The 17,121-nt window shown below is 73.1% G+C and carries 15 protein-coding genes; 6 read left to right on the top strand and 9 right to left on the bottom strand.

The genetic code is table 11. From position 1 onward, the window contains the following. Position 1: 1 nt before the first annotated feature. From COO58_RS25775 to disA, 4 genes are all read left to right on the top strand, one after another. Positions 2 to 841: a UbiA family prenyltransferase gene (locus COO58_RS25775; protein WP_098747615.1), complete on the top strand. Its 840-nt coding sequence runs from the start codon at positions 2 to 4 to the stop codon at positions 839 to 841. A gap of 142 nt (positions 842 to 983) precedes the next feature. Beyond that, entirely contained in the window at positions 984 to 1,757 is a 774-nt protein-coding gene (locus COO58_RS25770) for a hypothetical protein (RefSeq protein WP_091568713.1), read from the top strand. 103 nt (positions 1,758 to 1,860) lie between these two features. Next, complete coding sequence (radA, locus tag COO58_RS25765; RefSeq protein WP_091568710.1) at positions 1,861 to 3,312, top strand: DNA repair protein RadA; 1,452 nt, start codon at positions 1,861 to 1,863, stop codon at positions 3,310 to 3,312. A gap of 141 nt (positions 3,313 to 3,453) precedes the next feature. Continuing rightward, entirely contained in the window at positions 3,454 to 4,644 is a 1,191-nt protein-coding gene (gene disA / locus COO58_RS25760; RefSeq protein ID WP_091576858.1) for a DNA integrity scanning diadenylate cyclase DisA, read from the top strand. Positions 4,645 to 4,650: 6 nt separating this feature from the next. Here the strand turns inward: disA and COO58_RS25755 are convergent, their stop codons facing one another. The 3 genes from COO58_RS25755 to COO58_RS25745 all read right to left on the bottom strand — a co-directional run bounded on the left by COO58_RS25755 (position 4,651) and on the right by COO58_RS25745 (position 6,600). Next, on the bottom strand, positions 4,651 to 5,397 hold the full coding sequence (locus tag COO58_RS25755; protein WP_091568708.1) for a hypothetical protein: 747 nt from the start codon (positions 5,395 to 5,397) through the stop codon (positions 4,651 to 4,653). 130 nt (positions 5,398 to 5,527) lie between these two features. Continuing rightward, entirely contained in the window at positions 5,528 to 6,091 is a 564-nt protein-coding gene (locus COO58_RS25750; protein ID WP_091568705.1) for a peptide deformylase, read from the bottom strand. Next, a complete protein-coding gene (locus COO58_RS25745; RefSeq protein WP_091568702.1) occupies positions 6,088 to 6,600 on the bottom strand; it encodes a glycine cleavage system protein R in 513 nt (170 codons plus the stop codon). The genes COO58_RS25750 and COO58_RS25745 overlap by 4 nt, the downstream gene beginning before the upstream one ends. A 96-nt stretch (positions 6,601 to 6,696) precedes the next feature. On the opposite strand from COO58_RS25745, the gene COO58_RS25740 reads away from it, so the two are divergent. Continuing rightward, the gene (locus COO58_RS25740; RefSeq protein ID WP_091568699.1) at positions 6,697 to 7,596 is read left to right on the top strand and encodes an A/G-specific adenine glycosylase; all 900 of its coding nucleotides are present in this window, start codon (positions 6,697 to 6,699) and stop codon (positions 7,594 to 7,596) included. 223 nt (positions 7,597 to 7,819) lie between these two features. Here the strand turns inward: COO58_RS25740 and COO58_RS25735 are convergent, their stop codons facing one another. From COO58_RS25735 to lysS, 3 genes are all read right to left on the bottom strand, one after another. After that, positions 7,820 to 10,357 carry an ATP-dependent Clp protease ATP-binding subunit gene (locus COO58_RS25735; protein ID WP_091568696.1) on the bottom strand — a complete coding sequence of 846 codons (2,538 nt, stop codon included), beginning with the start codon at positions 10,355 to 10,357 and terminating at the stop codon, positions 7,820 to 7,822. Positions 10,358 to 10,824: 467 nt separating this feature from the next. Beyond that, complete coding sequence (locus COO58_RS25730; protein ID WP_172967898.1) at positions 10,825 to 11,175, bottom strand: Lsr2 family protein; 351 nt, start codon at positions 11,173 to 11,175, stop codon at positions 10,825 to 10,827. Positions 11,176 to 11,292: 117 nt separating this feature from the next. Beyond that, complete coding sequence (gene lysS, locus COO58_RS25725) at positions 11,293 to 12,801, bottom strand: lysine--tRNA ligase (protein ID WP_091568691.1); 1,509 nt, start codon at positions 12,799 to 12,801, stop codon at positions 11,293 to 11,295. Positions 12,802 to 12,895: 94 nt separating this feature from the next. On the opposite strand from lysS, the gene COO58_RS25720 reads away from it, so the two are divergent. Further along, complete coding sequence (locus tag COO58_RS25720; protein WP_098747613.1) at positions 12,896 to 13,636, top strand: class I SAM-dependent methyltransferase; 741 nt, start codon at positions 12,896 to 12,898, stop codon at positions 13,634 to 13,636. Positions 13,637 to 13,688: 52 nt separating this feature from the next. Here COO58_RS25720 and COO58_RS25715 read toward each other — a convergent pair whose 3' ends face one another. From COO58_RS25715 to COO58_RS25705, 3 genes are all read right to left on the bottom strand, one after another. Then, the gene (locus tag COO58_RS25715; protein ID WP_091568686.1) at positions 13,689 to 14,447 is read right to left on the bottom strand and encodes a type III pantothenate kinase; all 759 of its coding nucleotides are present in this window, start codon (positions 14,445 to 14,447) and stop codon (positions 13,689 to 13,691) included. Positions 14,448 to 14,517: 70 nt separating this feature from the next. Then, the gene (gene nadC, locus COO58_RS25710) at positions 14,518 to 15,414 is read right to left on the bottom strand and encodes a carboxylating nicotinate-nucleotide diphosphorylase (RefSeq protein ID WP_098747612.1); all 897 of its coding nucleotides are present in this window, start codon (positions 15,412 to 15,414) and stop codon (positions 14,518 to 14,520) included. Continuing rightward, positions 15,411 to 17,099 carry an L-aspartate oxidase gene (locus COO58_RS25705; protein WP_098747610.1) on the bottom strand — a complete coding sequence of 563 codons (1,689 nt, stop codon included), beginning with the start codon at positions 17,097 to 17,099 and terminating at the stop codon, positions 15,411 to 15,413. The genes nadC and COO58_RS25705 overlap by 4 nt, the downstream gene beginning before the upstream one ends. Positions 17,100 to 17,121 lie beyond the last annotated feature (22 nt).

Below are 17,121 nucleotides of genomic sequence, written 5' to 3'. Positions count from 1 at the left end.
TATGTCGACGCGGGTGTTAGGGCTGGTCAGGGCGAGCCATCCGGAGCCGGCGGCGGCGGTCGTCGTGGTCGCCGCGCTGCTCGCGGCCGGCGTCGGGCACTCCGCCGTCGGCGTCGCCGTGGTGGCGTCGACGGTGCTGGCCAGCCAACTCGCGGTGGGCTGGAGCAACGACCTGATCGACGCCGAGCGGGACGCCGCGGTGGGGCGTACCGACAAGCCGGTGACCACCGGCGCGGTCGCCCGGCCGACGCTGGTCCGCGCCACCGCGGTGGCCGCGGTCGCCACCCCGCTGCTGGCGCTGGCCGGCGGACCGGCCGCGGCCGCGTGCGCCACCCTGGGACTGGTCTCCGCGCTGCTCTACAACCGGCCGCTGAAGTCGACGCCGGTGTCGGTGCTGCCCTACGCGGTCTCGTTCGGCGCGCTGCCCGCCTTCGTGGTGCTGGCCCTGCCCGGCTCGCCCGCGCCACCGGCCTGGCTGGTGGCCGCCGCCGCGCTGCTGGGCGCCGGGGCGCACTTCGCGAACGTCCTGCCGGACCTGGCCGACGACGCCCGGACCGGCGTGCGCGGACTGCCGCACCGGCTGGGGTCCGGGGGCAGCCGGCTGGCCGCCGCCGGGCTGCTCCTCGCGGCCACCGTCGCGCTGGTGTTCGGACCACCCGGGCCGCCGTCGTGGACCGGCCTGTCGGCGGTCGCCGCCGCCGTCGCGGTGCCGGCCCTCGGTTGGTACGCGGGACGCGCCGCCGCCCGGGCCGGCGACCGGCCGGTGACCGCCTTCCGGGCGGTGCTGGTGGTGGCGTTGATCGATGTGGTGCTGCTGGTGGCGAACGGCCGGGTGGTCTGAGAAGTCCCCTGCGCGGGGGGCATTGCCGGGTCCGCGTGCGGGCCTCGATCAGCTCCAACTACCCTGGAGCGCGGTCTGCGCGGGTATGGCCACCCCGTGCCCGGGGGTCGACCGGGCGGGGATCGTGACGAGGAGGACCGACGTGACGCGCTCGATCAGGGGTTCCCGGGGGCCGGCCCTGCTGCTGGCCGGCACGGCGGCGGCGGCGAGCCTGCTGCTGTCCGGGTGCGGCGCCGGGCAGATCGCCGAGACCGCCAACAAGATCCCGTCGGTACAGGGCGTCAACGTCCAGACCTCCGACAACCTCTACAAGGTGCGCGGGCTCTACGTGCAGTTCCCGGGACCGAAGGGCTACGAGGCGGGCGCGACCGCGCCGCTCAACGTCGTGATCTACAACGACAGCCAGGCCCCGGTGACCGTGACCGTCACCACCGACAGCGCCCGCGAGATCCTGCTCACCGGCGGTGCCGGGTCCAGCGGCGCGGCCACCCCGACCGGTTCGCCGACCGAGCCGGCCTCGGCCTCGCCGACCGCCGCCGACCCGAGCGCCTCGCCCAGCCAGTCGCTCGACGTCACCGGCTCGCCGTCGGCGGGCGAGTCCGCCTCGGCCAGCCCGTCGCCGTCGGAGAGCGAGTCGGCGCCCGCCGGCCAGCCGGCCCGGATCGAGATCCCGGCCCTCTCCTACGCCCAGCTGAACAGCGGCAACCCGCAGTTCCTCCAGCTGGTCGGCCTGAACCAGAAGCTGCTCGTCGGCCAGCAGGTCAACCTGACCTTCGACTTCGGCGGCGGCAAGGTGATCAAGACCCCGGCCCCGATCGGCGTCCCGCTGACCCCCGAGGCCGAGCCGTCCGCGGTGGTCAACCCGCGCGAGCACGCCGGCGAAGAGGGTGGCGTCGAGGGCGGCAGCCACGGCTGACGCCGTTCTCCGTTCCGCCGACACCGCCGCTCGTGGCCAGCGCCACGCCGGCGGTGTCGTCGTCTGGAGGTGGGCGTTCGTCGTACCGTCCGGTTAGCGTCCTGTGGTGACCTCGCCCCGATCGACCTCCTCCCGTGCCGGCGCCGGCCGCGGTCGCGCCGCCGCCCGCGAACCCCGCCCGGCCTACGAGTGCGACGCGTGCGGTCACCAGCCGCCGAAGTGGGTGGGCCGGTGCCCCGAGTGCGGCGAGTGGGGCTCGGTGGTCGAGTGCACCGTCACCGGCCCGGTGGTCTCCGGCCGGGTGGTCAGCTCCCGGATGCCGGCCGAGCCGGCCCGGCCGATCGCCACCATCAGCGCCGCTCCGGCCCGTGCCCGGCCCACCGGGGTCAGCGAGCTCGACCGGGTGCTCGGCGGCGGCCTGGTCCCCGGCGCGGTGGTGCTGCTGGCCGGCGAGCCCGGCGTCGGCAAGTCCACCCTGCTGCTCGACGTGGCCCAGCAGTGGGCCGCCGGCGCGGGCAGCCCGTCGCTCGTGGTCAGCGGCGAGGAGTCGGTCAGCCAGGTGCGGCTGCGCGCCGAGCGGATGGGCACCCTGCACGACCAGCTCTACCTGGCCGCCGAGAGTGACCTGTCGGCGGTGCTCGGCCACCTCGACGCGGTCAAGCCGGGGCTGCTGGTGCTCGACTCGGTGCAGACCATCTCCACCACCGGCACCGAGGGCGTGCCCGGCGGGGTCACCCAGGTGCGCGCGGTCACCGCGGCGCTGGTCGCGGTGGCCAAGGAGCGGGGCATCGCCACCGTGCTGGTCGGGCACGTCACCAAGGACGGCCAGGTGGCCGGCCCGCGGGTGCTGGAGCACCTGGTCGACGTGGTGCTGCACTTCGAGGGCGACAAGCACTCCTCGCTGCGGATGGTGCGCGGCGTGAAGAACCGGTTCGGCGCGGCCGACGAGGTGGGCTGCTTCGAGATGCACGAGGGCGGCATCAGCAGCCTCGCCGACCCGTCCGGCCTTTTCCTGACCCGCTATTCCGAGCCGGTGCCGGGCACCTGCGTGACGGTGGCGATGGAGGGGCGGCGGGCGCTGGTCACCGAGGTGCAGGCGCTGATCGGGGCCACCGTCGCCGGTTCGCCCCGGCGCACCGTCTCGGGTCTCGACGGCGCCCGGCTGGCCATGGTCCTCGCGGTGCTCCAGCGGCGCACCGAGCGGCTGACGCTGCACGACCGGGAGGTCTTCGCCGCCACGGTCGGCGGCATCCGGGTGGTCGAGCCGGCGGCCGACCTGGCCGTGGCGCTCGCCGTCGCGTCCGGCGGGCTCAACCTCGCGCTCAACGCGCACCTGGTCGCCATCGGTGAGGTCGGGCTGACCGGCGAGGTGCGCCGGGTCGGCGCGGTCCCCCGACGGTTGGCCGAGGCTGCCCGGCTGGGCTTCCGGCTGGCCCTGGTGCCGCCCGGCTGCGGCCCGGGCAGCAGCGGCGTCGCCCCGGAGAACATGCGCGTGATCGAGGTCACTGACGTGCGCACCGCGCTCCAGGCTGCCGCCCGGGCGTCGGCGGAGTGACGGTGGGTAGCGCTGGGGCGGGAGCGGTCGGGCGAATCGGACAGGTCGCGCAAGCGGGCGGCGAGCCCCGGAGCCGGGCATCGTGACACATCACAGTAACCACGAGAGCACCCACCGCACCGCAGTCCGTAGACTGTGCCCGTGCCGATCGACCGCGATGCCACCAAGCCCGCAACGGCGACGCCGCACGCCCGCACCGGCGCCGTGAGCGGGAACCCCGCCCGTGCCGCCATCAGCGTGACCGTCACCGGGAGCGTCGGTGGAGCCGGTGGCGATCCGCTGCGGGCCAATCTCGCCCTGATGGCACCGGGCACCGCGCTCCGGGACGGCCTGGAGCGGATCCTGCGCGGCCGCACGGGCGCGCTCATCGTGCTCGGCTACGACAAGGTGGTCGAGCAGATCTGCACCGGCGGCTTCCCGATGGACGTCGAGTTCTCCGCCACCCGGGTCCGCGAGCTGTGCAAGATGGACGGCGCCGTGGTCCTCTCCAGCGACGGCACCCGGATCGTCCAGGCCGGCGTGCACCTGATGCCCGACCCGTCCATCCCCACCGAGGAGTCCGGCACCCGGCACCGCACCGCCGAACGGGTGGCCCGGCAGACCGGCTACCCGGTCATCTCGGTCAGCCAGTCGATGCGGATCATCAGCCTCTACGTCAACGGCCAGCGGCACGTGCTCGACGACTCGGCGGCGATCCTGTCCCGGGCCAACCAGGCCCTGGCCACGCTGGAACGCTACAAGCTGCGGCTGGACGAGGTCTCCGGCACCCTCTCCGCGCTGGAGATCGAGGACCTGGTCACCGTCCGCGACGCGGTGGCCGTGGTGCAGCGGTTGGAGATGGTCCGGCGGATCGCCGACGAGATCGCCGGCTACGTGGTCGAGCTGGGCACCGACGGCCGACTGCTGGCGCTCCAGCTCGACGAGCTGATGGCCGGCGTGGACGCCGACCGCACCCTGGTCATCCGCGACTACCTGCCCGTCGGCCGCAAGTCGCGCACCCTCGACGAGGCGCTCGTCGAACTCGACCTGCTCACCGCCACCGAGCTGATCGACCTGGTGGCGGTGGCGAAGGCGATCGGCTACCCGTCCGCCTCCGACGCGCTCGACGCGGCGGTCAGCCCGCGCGGGTTCCGCCTGCTGGCCAAGGTGCCCCGGCTCCCGGCGGCCGTGGTCGACCGACTGGTCGTGCACTTCGGCAGCCTCCAGCGGCTCCTCGGTGCGACCGTGGAGGACCTCCAGGCGGTCGAGGGCGTGGGCGACGCCCGCGCCCGGGGCGTCCGCGAGGGGCTGTCCCGGCTCGCCGAGGCGTCCATCCTGGAGCGGTACGTCTGACCCGGCTCAGCCGGTGACGGTCAACTTCACCGGCTCGCTGATCTTGGTGCCCACCCGGGCGAAGACCTGGTACGTGCCGATCGGGGCGTACTCGCCGTTGGCCAGCCCGCCGGCGCACCGGTTGTCCAGCCGGCCGTTCCATCCCAGCTCGTAGGCGCGCTCGAAGTTCGGTGTGAACGACTGCACGTCGTTGCCCTTGCCGGTGCCGCAGGTGTCCGACGACCAGACCTTCTCCGCGCCGGCCTTCACGTACAGCTCCTGCAGGTCGGCGCCGACGTTCCGGCTGCACGTGCGGTCCGAGACGTTCTTGACCTTCAGGCGCAGGGTGACCACGGTGCCCCGCTGGGCGCTGGCCGGCACCGCCACCGGCGTCACCAGCAGTTCCGAGTCGGCGCAGGTGCCGTCGTCGGAGACCGGTTGCCCGGACGCCCCGCCGTCGCCCGTGCCCGAGCCACCCCCGTCGCTCGTGCCGCCGCCGCTGCTCGTGCCTCCGCCGTCCGAGCCGGTGTCGCCCGAGGCGCCCGGTGTCGGCGACGGGCTGCCCGACTGCGGGCTCAGCACCGAGCCCGACGGGCCCGGGGCCGCCCCCGCGGTGCCGCTCGGCGACGGGTTGCCGGACGGCGTCCCGGCGTTGCGATCCGTGCCGGTGCAGGAATAGAGCAGGACAATCAGGAAGAGCAGCCCCGCACCGAGCACGACGGCACGACGCCGCCAGTACACGGCGGGGGGCAGGGGGCCGACCGTCAGACGCATGATGCGCCTACCGTATCCGCGCGGTGCGCGACGCGCGGGTCCGACGCGCCGGTAACACCGCGCCGCCCGGCCTGAAGCATCCACTGTGGAGGCCGACGTTCACCGAGCGCCGTCGCCGGACCACTCCCGGTCAGAGATAGACCTGGCGCTGGTAGACGGCGTGCGCCCCGGCCACCCGGTCGAGGAAGAGCAGCCCGGCGCAGTGGTCGATCTCGTGCTGCAGCGCGCGGGCCTCGAAGCCGTCGGTGACCAGTCGCACCGGCTCCCCGCTGCCCGGCAGCGCCCCCTCCACCACGAGGCGACTCGCCCGCTTCACGTCCCCGGTCAGATCCGGCACCGACATGCAGCCCTCGCGACCGGCCTTCCAGCGGGTCGCCTCCACCACCCGGGCGTTGCACAGCACGAACGTGCCGTGCACGGTGACCGCCTTCGGATGGCCGGTAACGTCCACCGCGAACACCTGGGCGCTCACCCCGACCTGCGGTGCCGCCAGGCCCACACAGCCCGGTGAGACCCGCATCGTGGCCACCAGGTCGGCGGCGAGTCGCACCACCTCGGGCGAGGTCGGGTCGACCGTCGGGCCCGGCCGGCTCAGCACCGGCTCCGGGGCGGCCACCACGGGACGTACCTCGCCGGGGACGCCCAGCTTCTCCGGCGTCCAGCCGCCCAACCCGGCGTACTCCTCGGCGGTCACAGCAGGTCCGTGTCCGCCGGGCGCAGGCTGACCCCGACGCCCAGCTCCGCGGCGGCGCGGGTGAGCCGGCCGGCCACCTCGTCCGCGCTGCCCGGCGGCAGCTCGACCTCGGCGACCACCACGTAGAGCGATCCGGTGAGCCGGGTGCTCAGATCGGTCACGTTGCCGCCCGCGTCGGCCAGCACCCGGGTCATCGCCGCGACGATGCCCATCCGGTCCGCGCCGTGCACCGCGAGCACGTACGGCTCGCCGGCGGCCGTGCTGCCGCCGTCCGGGGTCACCGCGCGTACGGTGGCCAGCAGGTGCCCGTCGGCGGCGAGCGGGGCCAGCGCGGCCTCCACGTCGGCGGCGGCCGGGCCGACACAGATCAGGGTCATCGCGAAGTGTCCCCGCAACCGGGTCATCGTCGAGTCGGTGAGGTTCGCACCCAGCCGGGCGAGGACCTCCGCGACGTCGGCGACGATGCCCGGCCGGTCCCGGCCGATGACGGTGATCGCGAGCTCGTTCATTCGGACATTCTGCCCCGCCGCCCATGATCGGCCGCGCCGGCCCACCCGGGTCGCCCAACCAGCGGGATCTCCGCCCGTGACATCATCGTCAGCGCCATGACTGAGCCCACCTTCGCCGCCCAGGTCAGCCGCTGGTACGAGCGCAACGCCCGCGACCTGCCGTGGCGCCGGCCCGGCATCGGCGCCTGGGCGATCCTGGTCAGCGAGGTCATGCTCCAGCAGACCCCGGTGGTCCGGGTGGTGCCCGCGTGGGAGGCGTGGCTGGCCCGGTGGCCGGAGCCGCGCGCGCTGGCGGAGGACACCCCGGCCGAGGCGATCCGGATGTGGGGCCGGCTCGGCTACCCCCGTCGGGCGGTGCGCCTGCGCGAGTGCGCGGTGGCCGTCGTGGAGCGGCACGGCGGCGTGGTGCCCGACCGACTGGACCAGCTGCTGGCGTTGCCCGGCGTGGGCACGTACACGGCCCGGGCGGTGGCGGCGTTCGCCTACGGGCAGCGCCACCCGGTGGTGGACACGAACGTCCGGCGGGTGGTGTGCCGGGCGATCGCCGGCGAAGCCGACGCCGGACCGACCACCCGCCCCGCCGACCTGGTCGCCACCGAGGAGCTGCTGCCGGTCGAGCCGACCGCCGCCGCCCTGGCCAGCGCGGCCTTCATGGAACTCGGCGCGGTGGTCTGCACCGCCCGCGCGCCCCGGTGCGCGGTCTGCCCGGTCGAGTCGAGCTGTGCCTGGCGGGCGTCCGGCCAGGCGGCGCCGGCCGGCCCGACCCGCCGCCCGCAGCGCTACGCGGGCACCGACCGGCAGGTACGCGGGCTGCTCCTCGCGGTGCTCCGGGACGCCACCGGTCCGGTGCCGCACCAGCGGCTGGACCAGGTCTGGCAGGACGACGTGCAGCGGGCCCGCGCCCTGGCCGGCCTGGTGACCGACGGCCTGGTGGAACCGGTGGGCGAGGAGTCCTTCCGCCTGGCCGGCGACGGCCCCCCGGTCCCCCTCCCCTAACCACCCTCCCCCACCCAGGACCCGCCCCGTCGATCATGAAGTTGGCGGCGACAAATCGGACGCCACGTGCGGTCAACTTCATGATCGACGGGGCGAGGGCGGGAGGGCGGGGCGGGGCGGGGCGGGAGGGCGGGCGGTATCGGGAGCGAGGTGCGGTGGGCATGGGAAAGGCGGCGGCCCCGGTGGCTTTCGCCAGCCGGGGCCGCCGCCCTTGGTGTTCCAGTTACGCGGCGTCGTCCGCGCCGGTGGCGGCGGTGCCGCCGAGGTCCGCCGGGACCGCGTCCGGCACGGCGTCCGGCCGGTCCGCGCCCCGGAAGACGAGCTTGGACTTGTCGATGTTCTCGGGGTCGCCCTCGCAGTCGACCACCACGATCTGACCCGGGGTCAGCTCGTTGAACAGGATCCGCTCGGAGAGGTTGTCCTCGATGTCGCGCTGGATCGTGCGACGCAGCGGCCGCGCGCCCAGCACCGGGTCGAAGCCCTTCTTCGCCAGGTACTTCTTGGCGTTGTCGGTCAGCTCCAGACCCATGTCCTTGTTGCGCAGCTGGCCCTCGATGCGCTGGATCATGATGTCGACGATCGAGAGGATCTCGTTCTCGCGCAGCTGGTGGAAGACGATGGTGTCGTCGATCCGGTTCAGGAACTCGGGCCGGAAGTGCTGCTTGAGCTCGTCGTTGACCTTCTGCTTCATCCGGTCGTAGTTCGACTCGGAGTCCTCAGAGGCCTGGAAGCCCAGCGAGACGGCCTTGGCGACGTCACGGGTGCCGAGGTTGGTGGTCAGGATGATGACCGTGTTCTTGAAGTCCACGATCCGGCCCTGGCCGTCGGTGAGGCGCCCGTCCTCGAGGATCTGCAGGAGCGTGTTGAACACGTCCGGGTGGGCCTTCTCGATCTCGTCGAACAGCACCACCGAGAACGGCCGGCGACGCACCTTCTCGGTCAGCTGCCCGCCCTCGTCGTAGCCGACGTAGCCGGGAGGGGCACCCACCAGCCGCGACACCGTGTACCGGTCGTGGAACTCGGACATGTCCAGCTGGATCAGCGCGTCCTCGGAACCGAAGAGGAACTCGGCCAGCGCCTTGGACAGCTCGGTCTTACCGACACCGGACGGGCCGGCGAAGATGAACGAGCCGGACGGGCGCTTCGGGTCCTTCAGGCCGGCCCGGGTCCGCCGGATCGCCTTCGAGACCGCCTTGACCGCGTCCTCCTGGCCGATGACGCGCTTGTGCAGCTCGTCCTCCATGCGCAGCAGGCGCGAGGTCTCCTCCTCGGTCAGCTTGTAGACCGGGATGCCGGTCCAGTTGCCGAGCACCTCGGCGATCTGCTCGTCGTCGACCTCGCTGACGACGTCCAGGTCACCGGCCTTCCACTCCTTCTCCCGCTGCGCCTTCTGGCCGAGGAGCTGCTTCTCCTTGTCGCGCAGCTGCGCGGCCCGCTCGAAGTCCTGCGCGTCGATCGCGGACTCCTTGTCGCGGCGCACCTGGGCGATGCGCTCGTCGAAGTCACGCAGGTCCGGCGGCGCGGTCATCCGGCGGATCCGCATCCGCGCGCCGGCCTCGTCGATCAGGTCGATCGCCTTGTCCGGCAGGAAGCGGTCGGAGATGTAGCGGTCGGCCAGGGTGGCCGCCGCGACGAGGGCCGCGTCGGTGATGCTCACCCGGTGGTGCGCCTCGTAGCGGTCCCGCAGGCCCTTGAGGATCTCGATGGTGTGCGCCAGCGAGGGCTCACCCACCTGGATCGGCTGGAAGCGGCGCTCGAGGGCGGCGTCCTTCTCCAGGTGCTTGCGGTATTCGTCGAGGGTGGTGGCGCCGATGGTCTGCAGCTCGCCACGGGCCAGCATCGGCTTGAGGATGCTGGCGGCGTCGATCGCGCCCTCGGCCGCACCCGCACCCACCAGGGTGTGGATCTCGTCGATGAACAGGATGATGTCACCGCGGGTGCGGATCTCCTTGAGCACCTTCTTGAGGCGCTCCTCGAAGTCACCGCGGTAGCGGGAGCCGGCCACCAGGGCGCCCAGGTCGAGCGTGTAGAGCTGCTTGTCCTTGAGCGTCTCGGGCACCTCGCCCTTGATGATCTTCTGGGACAGCCCCTCGACCACGGCGGTCTTGCCGACGCCCGGCTCGCCGATCAGCACCGGGTTGTTCTTGGTGCGGCGGGACAGCACCTGCATGACCCGCTCGATCTCCTTCTCGCGCCCGATGACCGGGTCGAGCTTGCCCTCGCGGGCGGCCTGGGTCAGGTTGCGGCCGAACTGGTCCAGCACGAGGCTGGTCGACGGCGCGGCCTCGCCCGGCGCGGCGCCGGCCGCGGCGGGCTCCTTGCCCTGGTAGCCCGAGAGCAGCTGGATCACCTGCTGGCGGACCCGGTTCAGGTCGGCGCCGAGCTTGACCAGCACCTGGGCGGCGACGCCCTCACCCTCGCGGATCAGGCCGAGCAGGATGTGCTCGGTGCCGATGTAGTTGTGGCCGAGCTGCAGCGCCTCGCGCAGCGACAGCTCCAGCACCTTCTTGGCCCGCGGCGTGAACGGGATGTGCCCGCTCGGCGCCTGCTGGCCCTGGCCGATGATCTCCTCGACCTGCTGGCGCACGCCCTCCAGGGAGATGCCCAGGCTCTCCAGAGCCTTGGCGGCGACGCCCTCACCCTCGTGGATGAGGCCCAGCAGGATGTGCTCCGTACCGATGTAGTTGTGGTTGAGCATCCGGGCCTCTTCTTGGGCCAGGACGACAACCCGTCGCGCTCGGTCGGTGAACCGCTCGAACATGCCCTCGTGCTCCTCACGTGCCGTGCGCCTTGATGGTCAGATCTCGGCGGGGCCGGTGCGCGGACGTCCGGGACGGCGTCCGTGCCTCCTTACTCTATCGCCGCGGACCGTCTCCGCTGAGGTCGTGTGTCCCCGCGAATGACCGTTCCGACGTCGTTTCTGACAACCGTCCACGCTCAGGAGGTGTTCCGGGACCCCTACCTGTACGCGCAGAGCGAAATTCGACCGGCGGTGGAAAGTCCCGGTCGGGGGGTTCGGGCGGGGTGTACGCGCCCGCCACGGTCGTCCACAGCCTGTGGACGGAATCTCCACCGCCTGTGGACAACCGGTCCGCACGGGGTTTTCTTCCCGCCGGCGCGGGGTCGGCCCGGAACCGGACACGCGGCACCGCGGGGCGGAAACGGCGACGCCGGCCCGGAGTCGCACTCCGGTCCGGCGTCGGGTCGCCCGTCTCGCGAGGGTCGGGGTCAGTGCCCCGCCTTCGCGTGGTACTCGTCCACGATCTCCTGCGGGATCCGGCCCCGGTCGGAGATGTCCTTGCCGGCCTTCTTGGCCCACTCGCGGATGGCACGGTTCTGCTCACGGTCGGCGGTGGCGCCACCCCGACCCCGCGCGGCCCGGCCGCCCACGACCACACCCCCACGACCCACCCGCGTGCCGTGCGCGATGTACGGCGCGAATACGTCGCGCAATTTTTCAGCGTTGGAGGCGGAGAGGTCGATCTCGTACTGCACGCCGTCGAGCGCGAACTTGACAGTCTCGTCAGCGTCCCCGCCGTCCAGGTCATCGACCAGCTTGTGAATGATCTGCTTGGCCACGTCCCACATTCCTTTCGAGCAGGGTCACGCTCCTGCGAATACTCGCAAGCACGATAACCCGCCCGATGCTTGCTCCGTCAATAGGACCGGGTAACGAGCCGGAGAAGGTTTGCGCGCCTACTCGGGCCGGACCAACGGGAACAGGATGGTTTCCCGAATTCCCAGGCCGGTCAAGGCCATCAGGAGCCGGTCGATTCCCATTCCCATACCACCGGCCGGCGGCATTCCGTACTCCATGGCCCGGAGAAAGTCCTCGTCGAGTCGCATCGCCTCGTCGTCGCCGCGCGCCGCGAGCTGCGCCTGGGCCACCAGCCGCTCCCGCTGCACGACCGGGTCGACCAGCTCCGAGTACGCGGTGCCCAGCTCGAAACCGAGCACGTAGAGGTCCCACTTCTCGGCCAGGCCCGGCTCGCTGCGGTGGGCCCGGGTCAGCGGGCTGGTCTCCTCCGGGTAGTCGCGCACGAACGTGGGCGCCTGCAGGGACGGCACCACCAGTTCCTCGAACAACTCCTCCGCGAGCTTGCCCGGCCCCCACTTCGGGTCGACGGAGAGACCGACCTTGTCCGCGTACTCGACCAGGCGTGACCTTTCCGTGCGGACGGTGACCTCCTCACCGAGCGCTTCGGAAAGAACACCGAACAGCGTCACCGACCGCCACTCGCCGCCCAGATCGAACTCCCGGCCGTCGGCGTGCGTCACCACCGTGGAGCCGGCGACCGCGACGGCGGCCTGCTGCACGAGATTTCTCGTCAGCTCCGCCATCGTGTCGTAGTCGCCGTACGCCTGGTAGGTCTCCAGCATCGCGAACTCCGGTGAGTGCGAGGAGTCGATGCCCTCATTACGGAAGTTGCGGTTGATCTCGAAGACGCGGTCCACGCCACCGACCACCGCGCGCTTGAGAAACAGTTCCGGCGCGATTCGCAGATACAGATCGGTGTCGAGCGCATTGCTGTGGGTCACGAATGGGCGGGCCGCCGCGCCACCGTGCAGCAACTGCAGCATCGGCGTCTCCACCTCGATGAAGTCCTGCCCGTGCAGCGTGTCGCGCAGGCTGCGCACCGCGGTGGCCCGGGTGCGCACCATCTGCCGGGCCTGCGGGCGCACCACCAGGTCCACGTACCGCTGGCGGACCCGGGACTCCTCGCTGAGCGGCTTGTGCGCCACCGGCAGCGGGCGCAGCGCCTTCGCGGTGACCGCCCACTCGTCGGCCAGCACCGACAGCTCGCCGCGCCGGCTCGTGATCACCTCGCCGGTCACGCCGACGTGGTCACCGAGGTCGACCAGGCGCTTCCAGTCGGCCAACCGCTCCGCGCCGACCCGGTCCAGCGAGAGCATCGCCTGAAGCTCGGTGCCGTCGCCGTCGCGCAGGGTGGCGAAGCAGAGCTTGCCGGTGTTGCGGATGAAGATCACCCGACCGGTGACCGAGACCCGGTCCCCGGTGGCCGTGTCGGTGGGCAGCTCGGCGTAGCGCTCACGCAGCCGCGCGAGCGTGGTGGTCCGCGGGAAACCGACCGGGTACGGCTCGACCCCCTCGGCGAGCATCCGGTCCCGCTTCTCCCGGCGGACCTTCATCTGCTCGGGAAGGTCGTCGGCGGGGTCGGTGGGCAGGGCGTTCTGCTCGGTCACGGCACGCTTCCTCAGGCCTTGGGGAACAACGGCGGGGTCAGCCCATGAGCGTACTCAAGCGGCGTGGCGACCGTTACGGGATAACCTGCCCGCCATGACCGACCCCACTCCGGCGCTCTCGTTCGGCGCCGCCGCCGCCGCGTACGACCGGTTCCGGCCCCGCTATCCCGAGGCGGCCCTGCGCTGGGCGCTGGACGGGCTGGACGCCCCGGCCCGGGTGGTGGACCTCGGCGCCGGTACCGGCATCCTCACCCGGGGCCTGCTGGCGCTCGGGCAGCACGTCGTACCGGTGGAGCCGGATCCGGGGATGCGGGCGCAACTCGCGGCCGCCACGCCGGGCACGACGGCGCTGGCGGGCGGCGCGGAGGCGGTGCCGCTGCCGGACGCGTCGGCGGACGCCGTGCTGGCGGGGCAGGCCTACCACTGGTTCGACCGGGAGCGGGCGCACGTCGAGATCGCCCGCGTGCTGCGCGCGGGCGGCACGTTCGCGCCGGTGTGGAACGTCCGGGACGAGCGGGTCGCCTGGGTGGCCGAGCTGACCCGGATCGCCCACCTCGGCGACACCGCCGGTGACGTGACCGGCCGGTACGCCGACTTCGGTCCCGCCTTCACGCCGGTCGAGGTGGGCGAGTTCGCGCACGCGACCACGCTCACGCCGGACCAGGTGGTGGGCATGCTGCACACCCGGTCGTACTGGCTGACCGCCACCCCGGCCGAGCGGGCCCGGGTCGACGACGGGCTGGCTGAACTGTTCGCCGGCCACCCCGACCTGGTCGGCCGGGACACCGTCGAGCTGCCGTACCGGACGCTCGTGCTCCGGGCCCGCCGGCGTTAACAGGGGGCCCTTCCTCTACCGGAGGCGTTAATAGGGGGCCCTTCCTTGCACCTCAGGTGTTGCGCTCGTAGACCATCCGCAGGCCGATCAAGGTGATCATCGGCTCGTGGTGGGTGATGGTGCGGCACTCGCCGAGCACCAGCGAGGCCAGGCCGCCGGTGGCGATCACCGCCTTGACGTCGCCCAACTCCTCGGACATCCGCTCGACGATCCGGTCGACCTGGCCGGCGAAGCCGAAGTAGAGGCCGGCCTGGAGGCACTCGACGGTGTTCTTGCCGATCACCGAGCGGGGACGGGTGGCCTCCACCTTGCGCAACTGGGCGGCGCGGGCGGCCAACGCGTCGAAGGAGATCTCGATGCCGGGCGCGAACGCCCCGCCGAGGAACTCGCCCCGGTCGCTGATCACGTCGAAGTTGGTGGTGGTGCCGAAGTCCACCACGATCGACGGCCCGCCGTAGAGCGTGTACGCGGCCAGCGTGTTCACCACCCGGTCCGCGCCCACCTCCTTCGGGTTGTCGATGGCGAGCTGCACGCCGGTACGGACGCCGGGCTCGACGATCACGCTGGGCAGGTCCGCGTAGTAGCGGCCGAGCATGGTGCGCAGTGAGCGCAGCGCCGCCGGCACGGTCGAGCAGGCGGCCACCCCGGTGATCTCCACGGCGTCACCGGCCAGCAGCCCGCGGAACATCAGGCCCAGCTCGTCCGCGGTGGAACGGGCGTCGGTCTTGATCCGCCAGGAGTGCACCAGCTTGTCGCCGTCGAAGGTCGCCAGCACGGTGTTGGTGTTTCCGATGTCGATGCAGAGCAGCACAGCGGCAGCCTAGACGGCGCTCGCGCCGCGGTCGAAGCGCGCGGAGTGAGCCGGGGTGGCGAGCCGCACGTCATTCCTCGCGCAGGTCGAGGGCGATGTCGAGGATCGGCGACGAGTGGGTGAGCGCGCCGACGGAGAGGTAGTCGACGCCGGTGGCCCCGTACTCGGCCGCCACCGGCAGGGTCAACCCGCCGGTCGCCTCCAGCTCCGCCCGGTCGCCGACCGCGGCCACCACCTCGCGCAGCTGCGCCGGGGTCATGTTGTCCAGCAGCAGGAACCCGGCCCCCGCCTCGACCGCCTCCACCGCCTCGGCCAGGGTGTCCACCTCCACCTGCACCGGGACCTCCGGGAACGCCGCCCGGACCCGGCGGAACGCCGCCCCGATCCCGCCCGCGGCCACCTTGTGGTTGTCCTTGATCATGGCGACGTCGTAGAGGCCCATGCGCTTGTTGGTGCCACCGCCGGCCCGGACCGCGTACTTCTCCAGCGCGCGCAGCCCCGGCGTGGTCTTGCGGGTGTCGAGCACCATGGCCTTCGTGCCGGCGAGCGCGTCGGCCCAGGCCCGGGTGTGGGTCGCCACCCCGGACATCCGGGAGAGCAGGTTGAGCGCCGTCCGCTCGGCGGTGAGCAGCAGCCGGGTCGGCCCGGTCACGGTGGCCAGCACATCGCCGCGCGCCACCCGCTGCCCGTCGTGGGCCACCAACGACACCTCGACCGTACGGTCGGCGCCGGTCACCTCGCCCACCAGCTCGAACACCGCGGCCGCCACCGGCAGCCCGGCCACCACGCCGTCCGCGCGCGCCACCAGGTCGGCCGTGTCCTGCTGTTCGGCCGGAATGGTGGCGACGCTGGTGACGTCGAGGAAGTCCGGGCCGAGATCCTCGGCCAGGGTGTCGACGACGATCCGCCGGATCGACTCCGGGTCCAGGCCGCCGTCCCGCAGCGCCCGCCGCGTCGACTCGATCACGAAACATCCTCCCAGTTCTCGGTCAGCCGCCCGTCCGGACCCACCTCGGCCACCAGGTGGCCCCGCCACCTGTCGTCCGCCGACGGGAAGTCCTCCCGCCAGTGGCAGCCCCGGGTCTCCCGCCGGGCGTACGCGGCGGCGACCAGCGTCGACGCCACCGTGATCAGGTTCGTCGCCTCCCAGTCGGCGGTACGCGGCACACCCCGACCCGCGCCCAGCGCGGTGAGCGCGGCGGCGGTGCCGGCCAGCGTGTCCGCCGAGCGGAGCACGCCCGCGCCCCGGGTCATCGCCCGTTGCAGGTCCGGCGTGCCCCCGGCCGGCACCAGCCAGCCCTGCCCGCCGACCCAGGCGCCGGTCTCCGCCGGGCGGGCCTGCTCGGGCAGACCGGCGGCGATGTCCTCGGCGATCCGGCGGGAGAAGACCAGCCCCTCCAGAAGCGAGTTGCTGGCCAGCCGGTTGGCGCCGTGCACCCCGGTGCAGGCCACCTCGCCGCAGGCGTACAGGCCGGGGATCGAGGTGCGGCCGCGCAGGTCGGTCCGGACGCCGCCCGACGCGTAGTGGGCGGCCGGGGCCACCGGGATCAGGTCGGTCGCCGGGTCCACGCCGATGGCCAGGCAGGACGCCACGATGGTGGGGAACCGCCGGGCCAGGAAGTCGCCGCCGAGGTGCCGGGCGTCCAGGTGGACGTGGTCCGCGCCGGTGGCGAGCAGGACCCGGTGGATGCCCTTGGCCACCACGTCGCGGGGGGCCAGCTCGGCCAGCTCGTGCTGGCCGACCATGAACCGCTTGCCGTCGCCGTCGACCAGGTGGGCACCCTCGCCCCGCAGCGCCTCGGAGACCAGCGGCTGCTGGGCCAGGCCGGCGCCCGGCCCGCCGGCCGGCACGATCAGCGCGGTCGGGTGGAACTGGACGAACTCCAGGTCGGTGACGGCCGCGCCGGCGCGCAGCGCGAGCGCCACCCCGTCGCCGGTGGAGACCGCCGGGTTGGTGGTGGCGGCGAAGATCTGCCCCATCCCGCCGGTGGCCAGCACCACCGCGCGGCCGAGGACGGCGCCGACGCCGTCCTCGCTGCCCTCACCGAGCACGTGCAGGGTGATCCCGCAGGCCGGACCGAGGCCGCCCGGCCCGTCGCCGGGCGCGCGCAGCAGGTCCAGCACCAGCGCGTGCTCGACCAGCCGGATCCAGGGGTCGCGGCGTACCGCCGCGTGCAGCGCCCGCTGCACCTCGGCGCCGGTGGCGTCGCCGCCAGCGTGCACGATCCGGTCGGCCCGGTGCCCGCCCTCCCGGGTGAGCATCAGCGAGCCGTCCGGGTTGCGGTCGAACTCCGCCCCGATCCGCATCAGCTCGCGGAGCCGGGTCGGGCCCTCCTCCACCAGCGCCCGCACCGCGGCCGGGTCGCAGAGGCCGACGCCGGCCACCTCCGTGTCGTACGCGTGCGCGCCCGGGCTGTCCGTCGGGTCCAGCACCGCGGCGATGCCGCCCTGCGCCCAGCGGGTGGAGCCCTCGTCCATGTCGACCTTGGTGACGACGGTGACGTGCAGGCCGGCCTCGCGCAGGTGCAGCGCGGCGGTCAGCCCGGCGACCCCGGAGCCGACCACGATGACGTCGGTCGTCTCCACCCAACCGGGCGCGGGCGCCGCGAGCAGCCGGGGCAGCGCCGGCAGGTCGACGGTGGATAGGTCCATGCGGACAGTCAACCCGAAGCGT

The organism is Micromonospora sp. WMMA1996, from assembly GCF_002573675.1.
Classification (GTDB): Bacteria; Actinomycetota; Actinomycetes; order Mycobacteriales; family Micromonosporaceae; genus Micromonospora; species Micromonospora sediminicola.
This window is presented reverse-complemented; position numbering and strand designations above follow the sequence as displayed.

Bases quoted from the DNA above. Each gene is read 5' to 3' on its own strand.
- COO58_RS25775 (WP_098747615.1), top strand. From the start codon at position 2: ATGTCGACGCGGGTGTTAGGGCTGGTCAGGGCGAGCCATCCGGAGCCG.
- COO58_RS25755 (WP_091568708.1), bottom strand. From the start codon at position 5,397: ATGCGTCTGACGGTCGGCCCCCTGCCCCCCGCCGTGTACTGGCGGCGT.
- COO58_RS25745 (WP_091568702.1), bottom strand. From the start codon at position 6,600: ATGAACGAGCTCGCGATCACCGTCATCGGCCGGGACCGGCCGGGCATC.
- COO58_RS25740 (WP_091568699.1), top strand. From the start codon at position 6,697: ATGACTGAGCCCACCTTCGCCGCCCAGGTCAGCCGCTGGTACGAGCGC.
- COO58_RS25735 (WP_091568696.1), bottom strand. From the start codon at position 10,357: ATGTTCGAGCGGTTCACCGACCGAGCGCGACGGGTTGTCGTCCTGGCC.
- COO58_RS25720 (WP_098747613.1), top strand. From the start codon at position 12,896: ATGACCGACCCCACTCCGGCGCTCTCGTTCGGCGCCGCCGCCGCCGCG.
- COO58_RS25705 (WP_098747610.1), bottom strand. From the start codon at position 17,099: ATGGACCTATCCACCGTCGACCTGCCGGCGCTGCCCCGGCTGCTCGCG.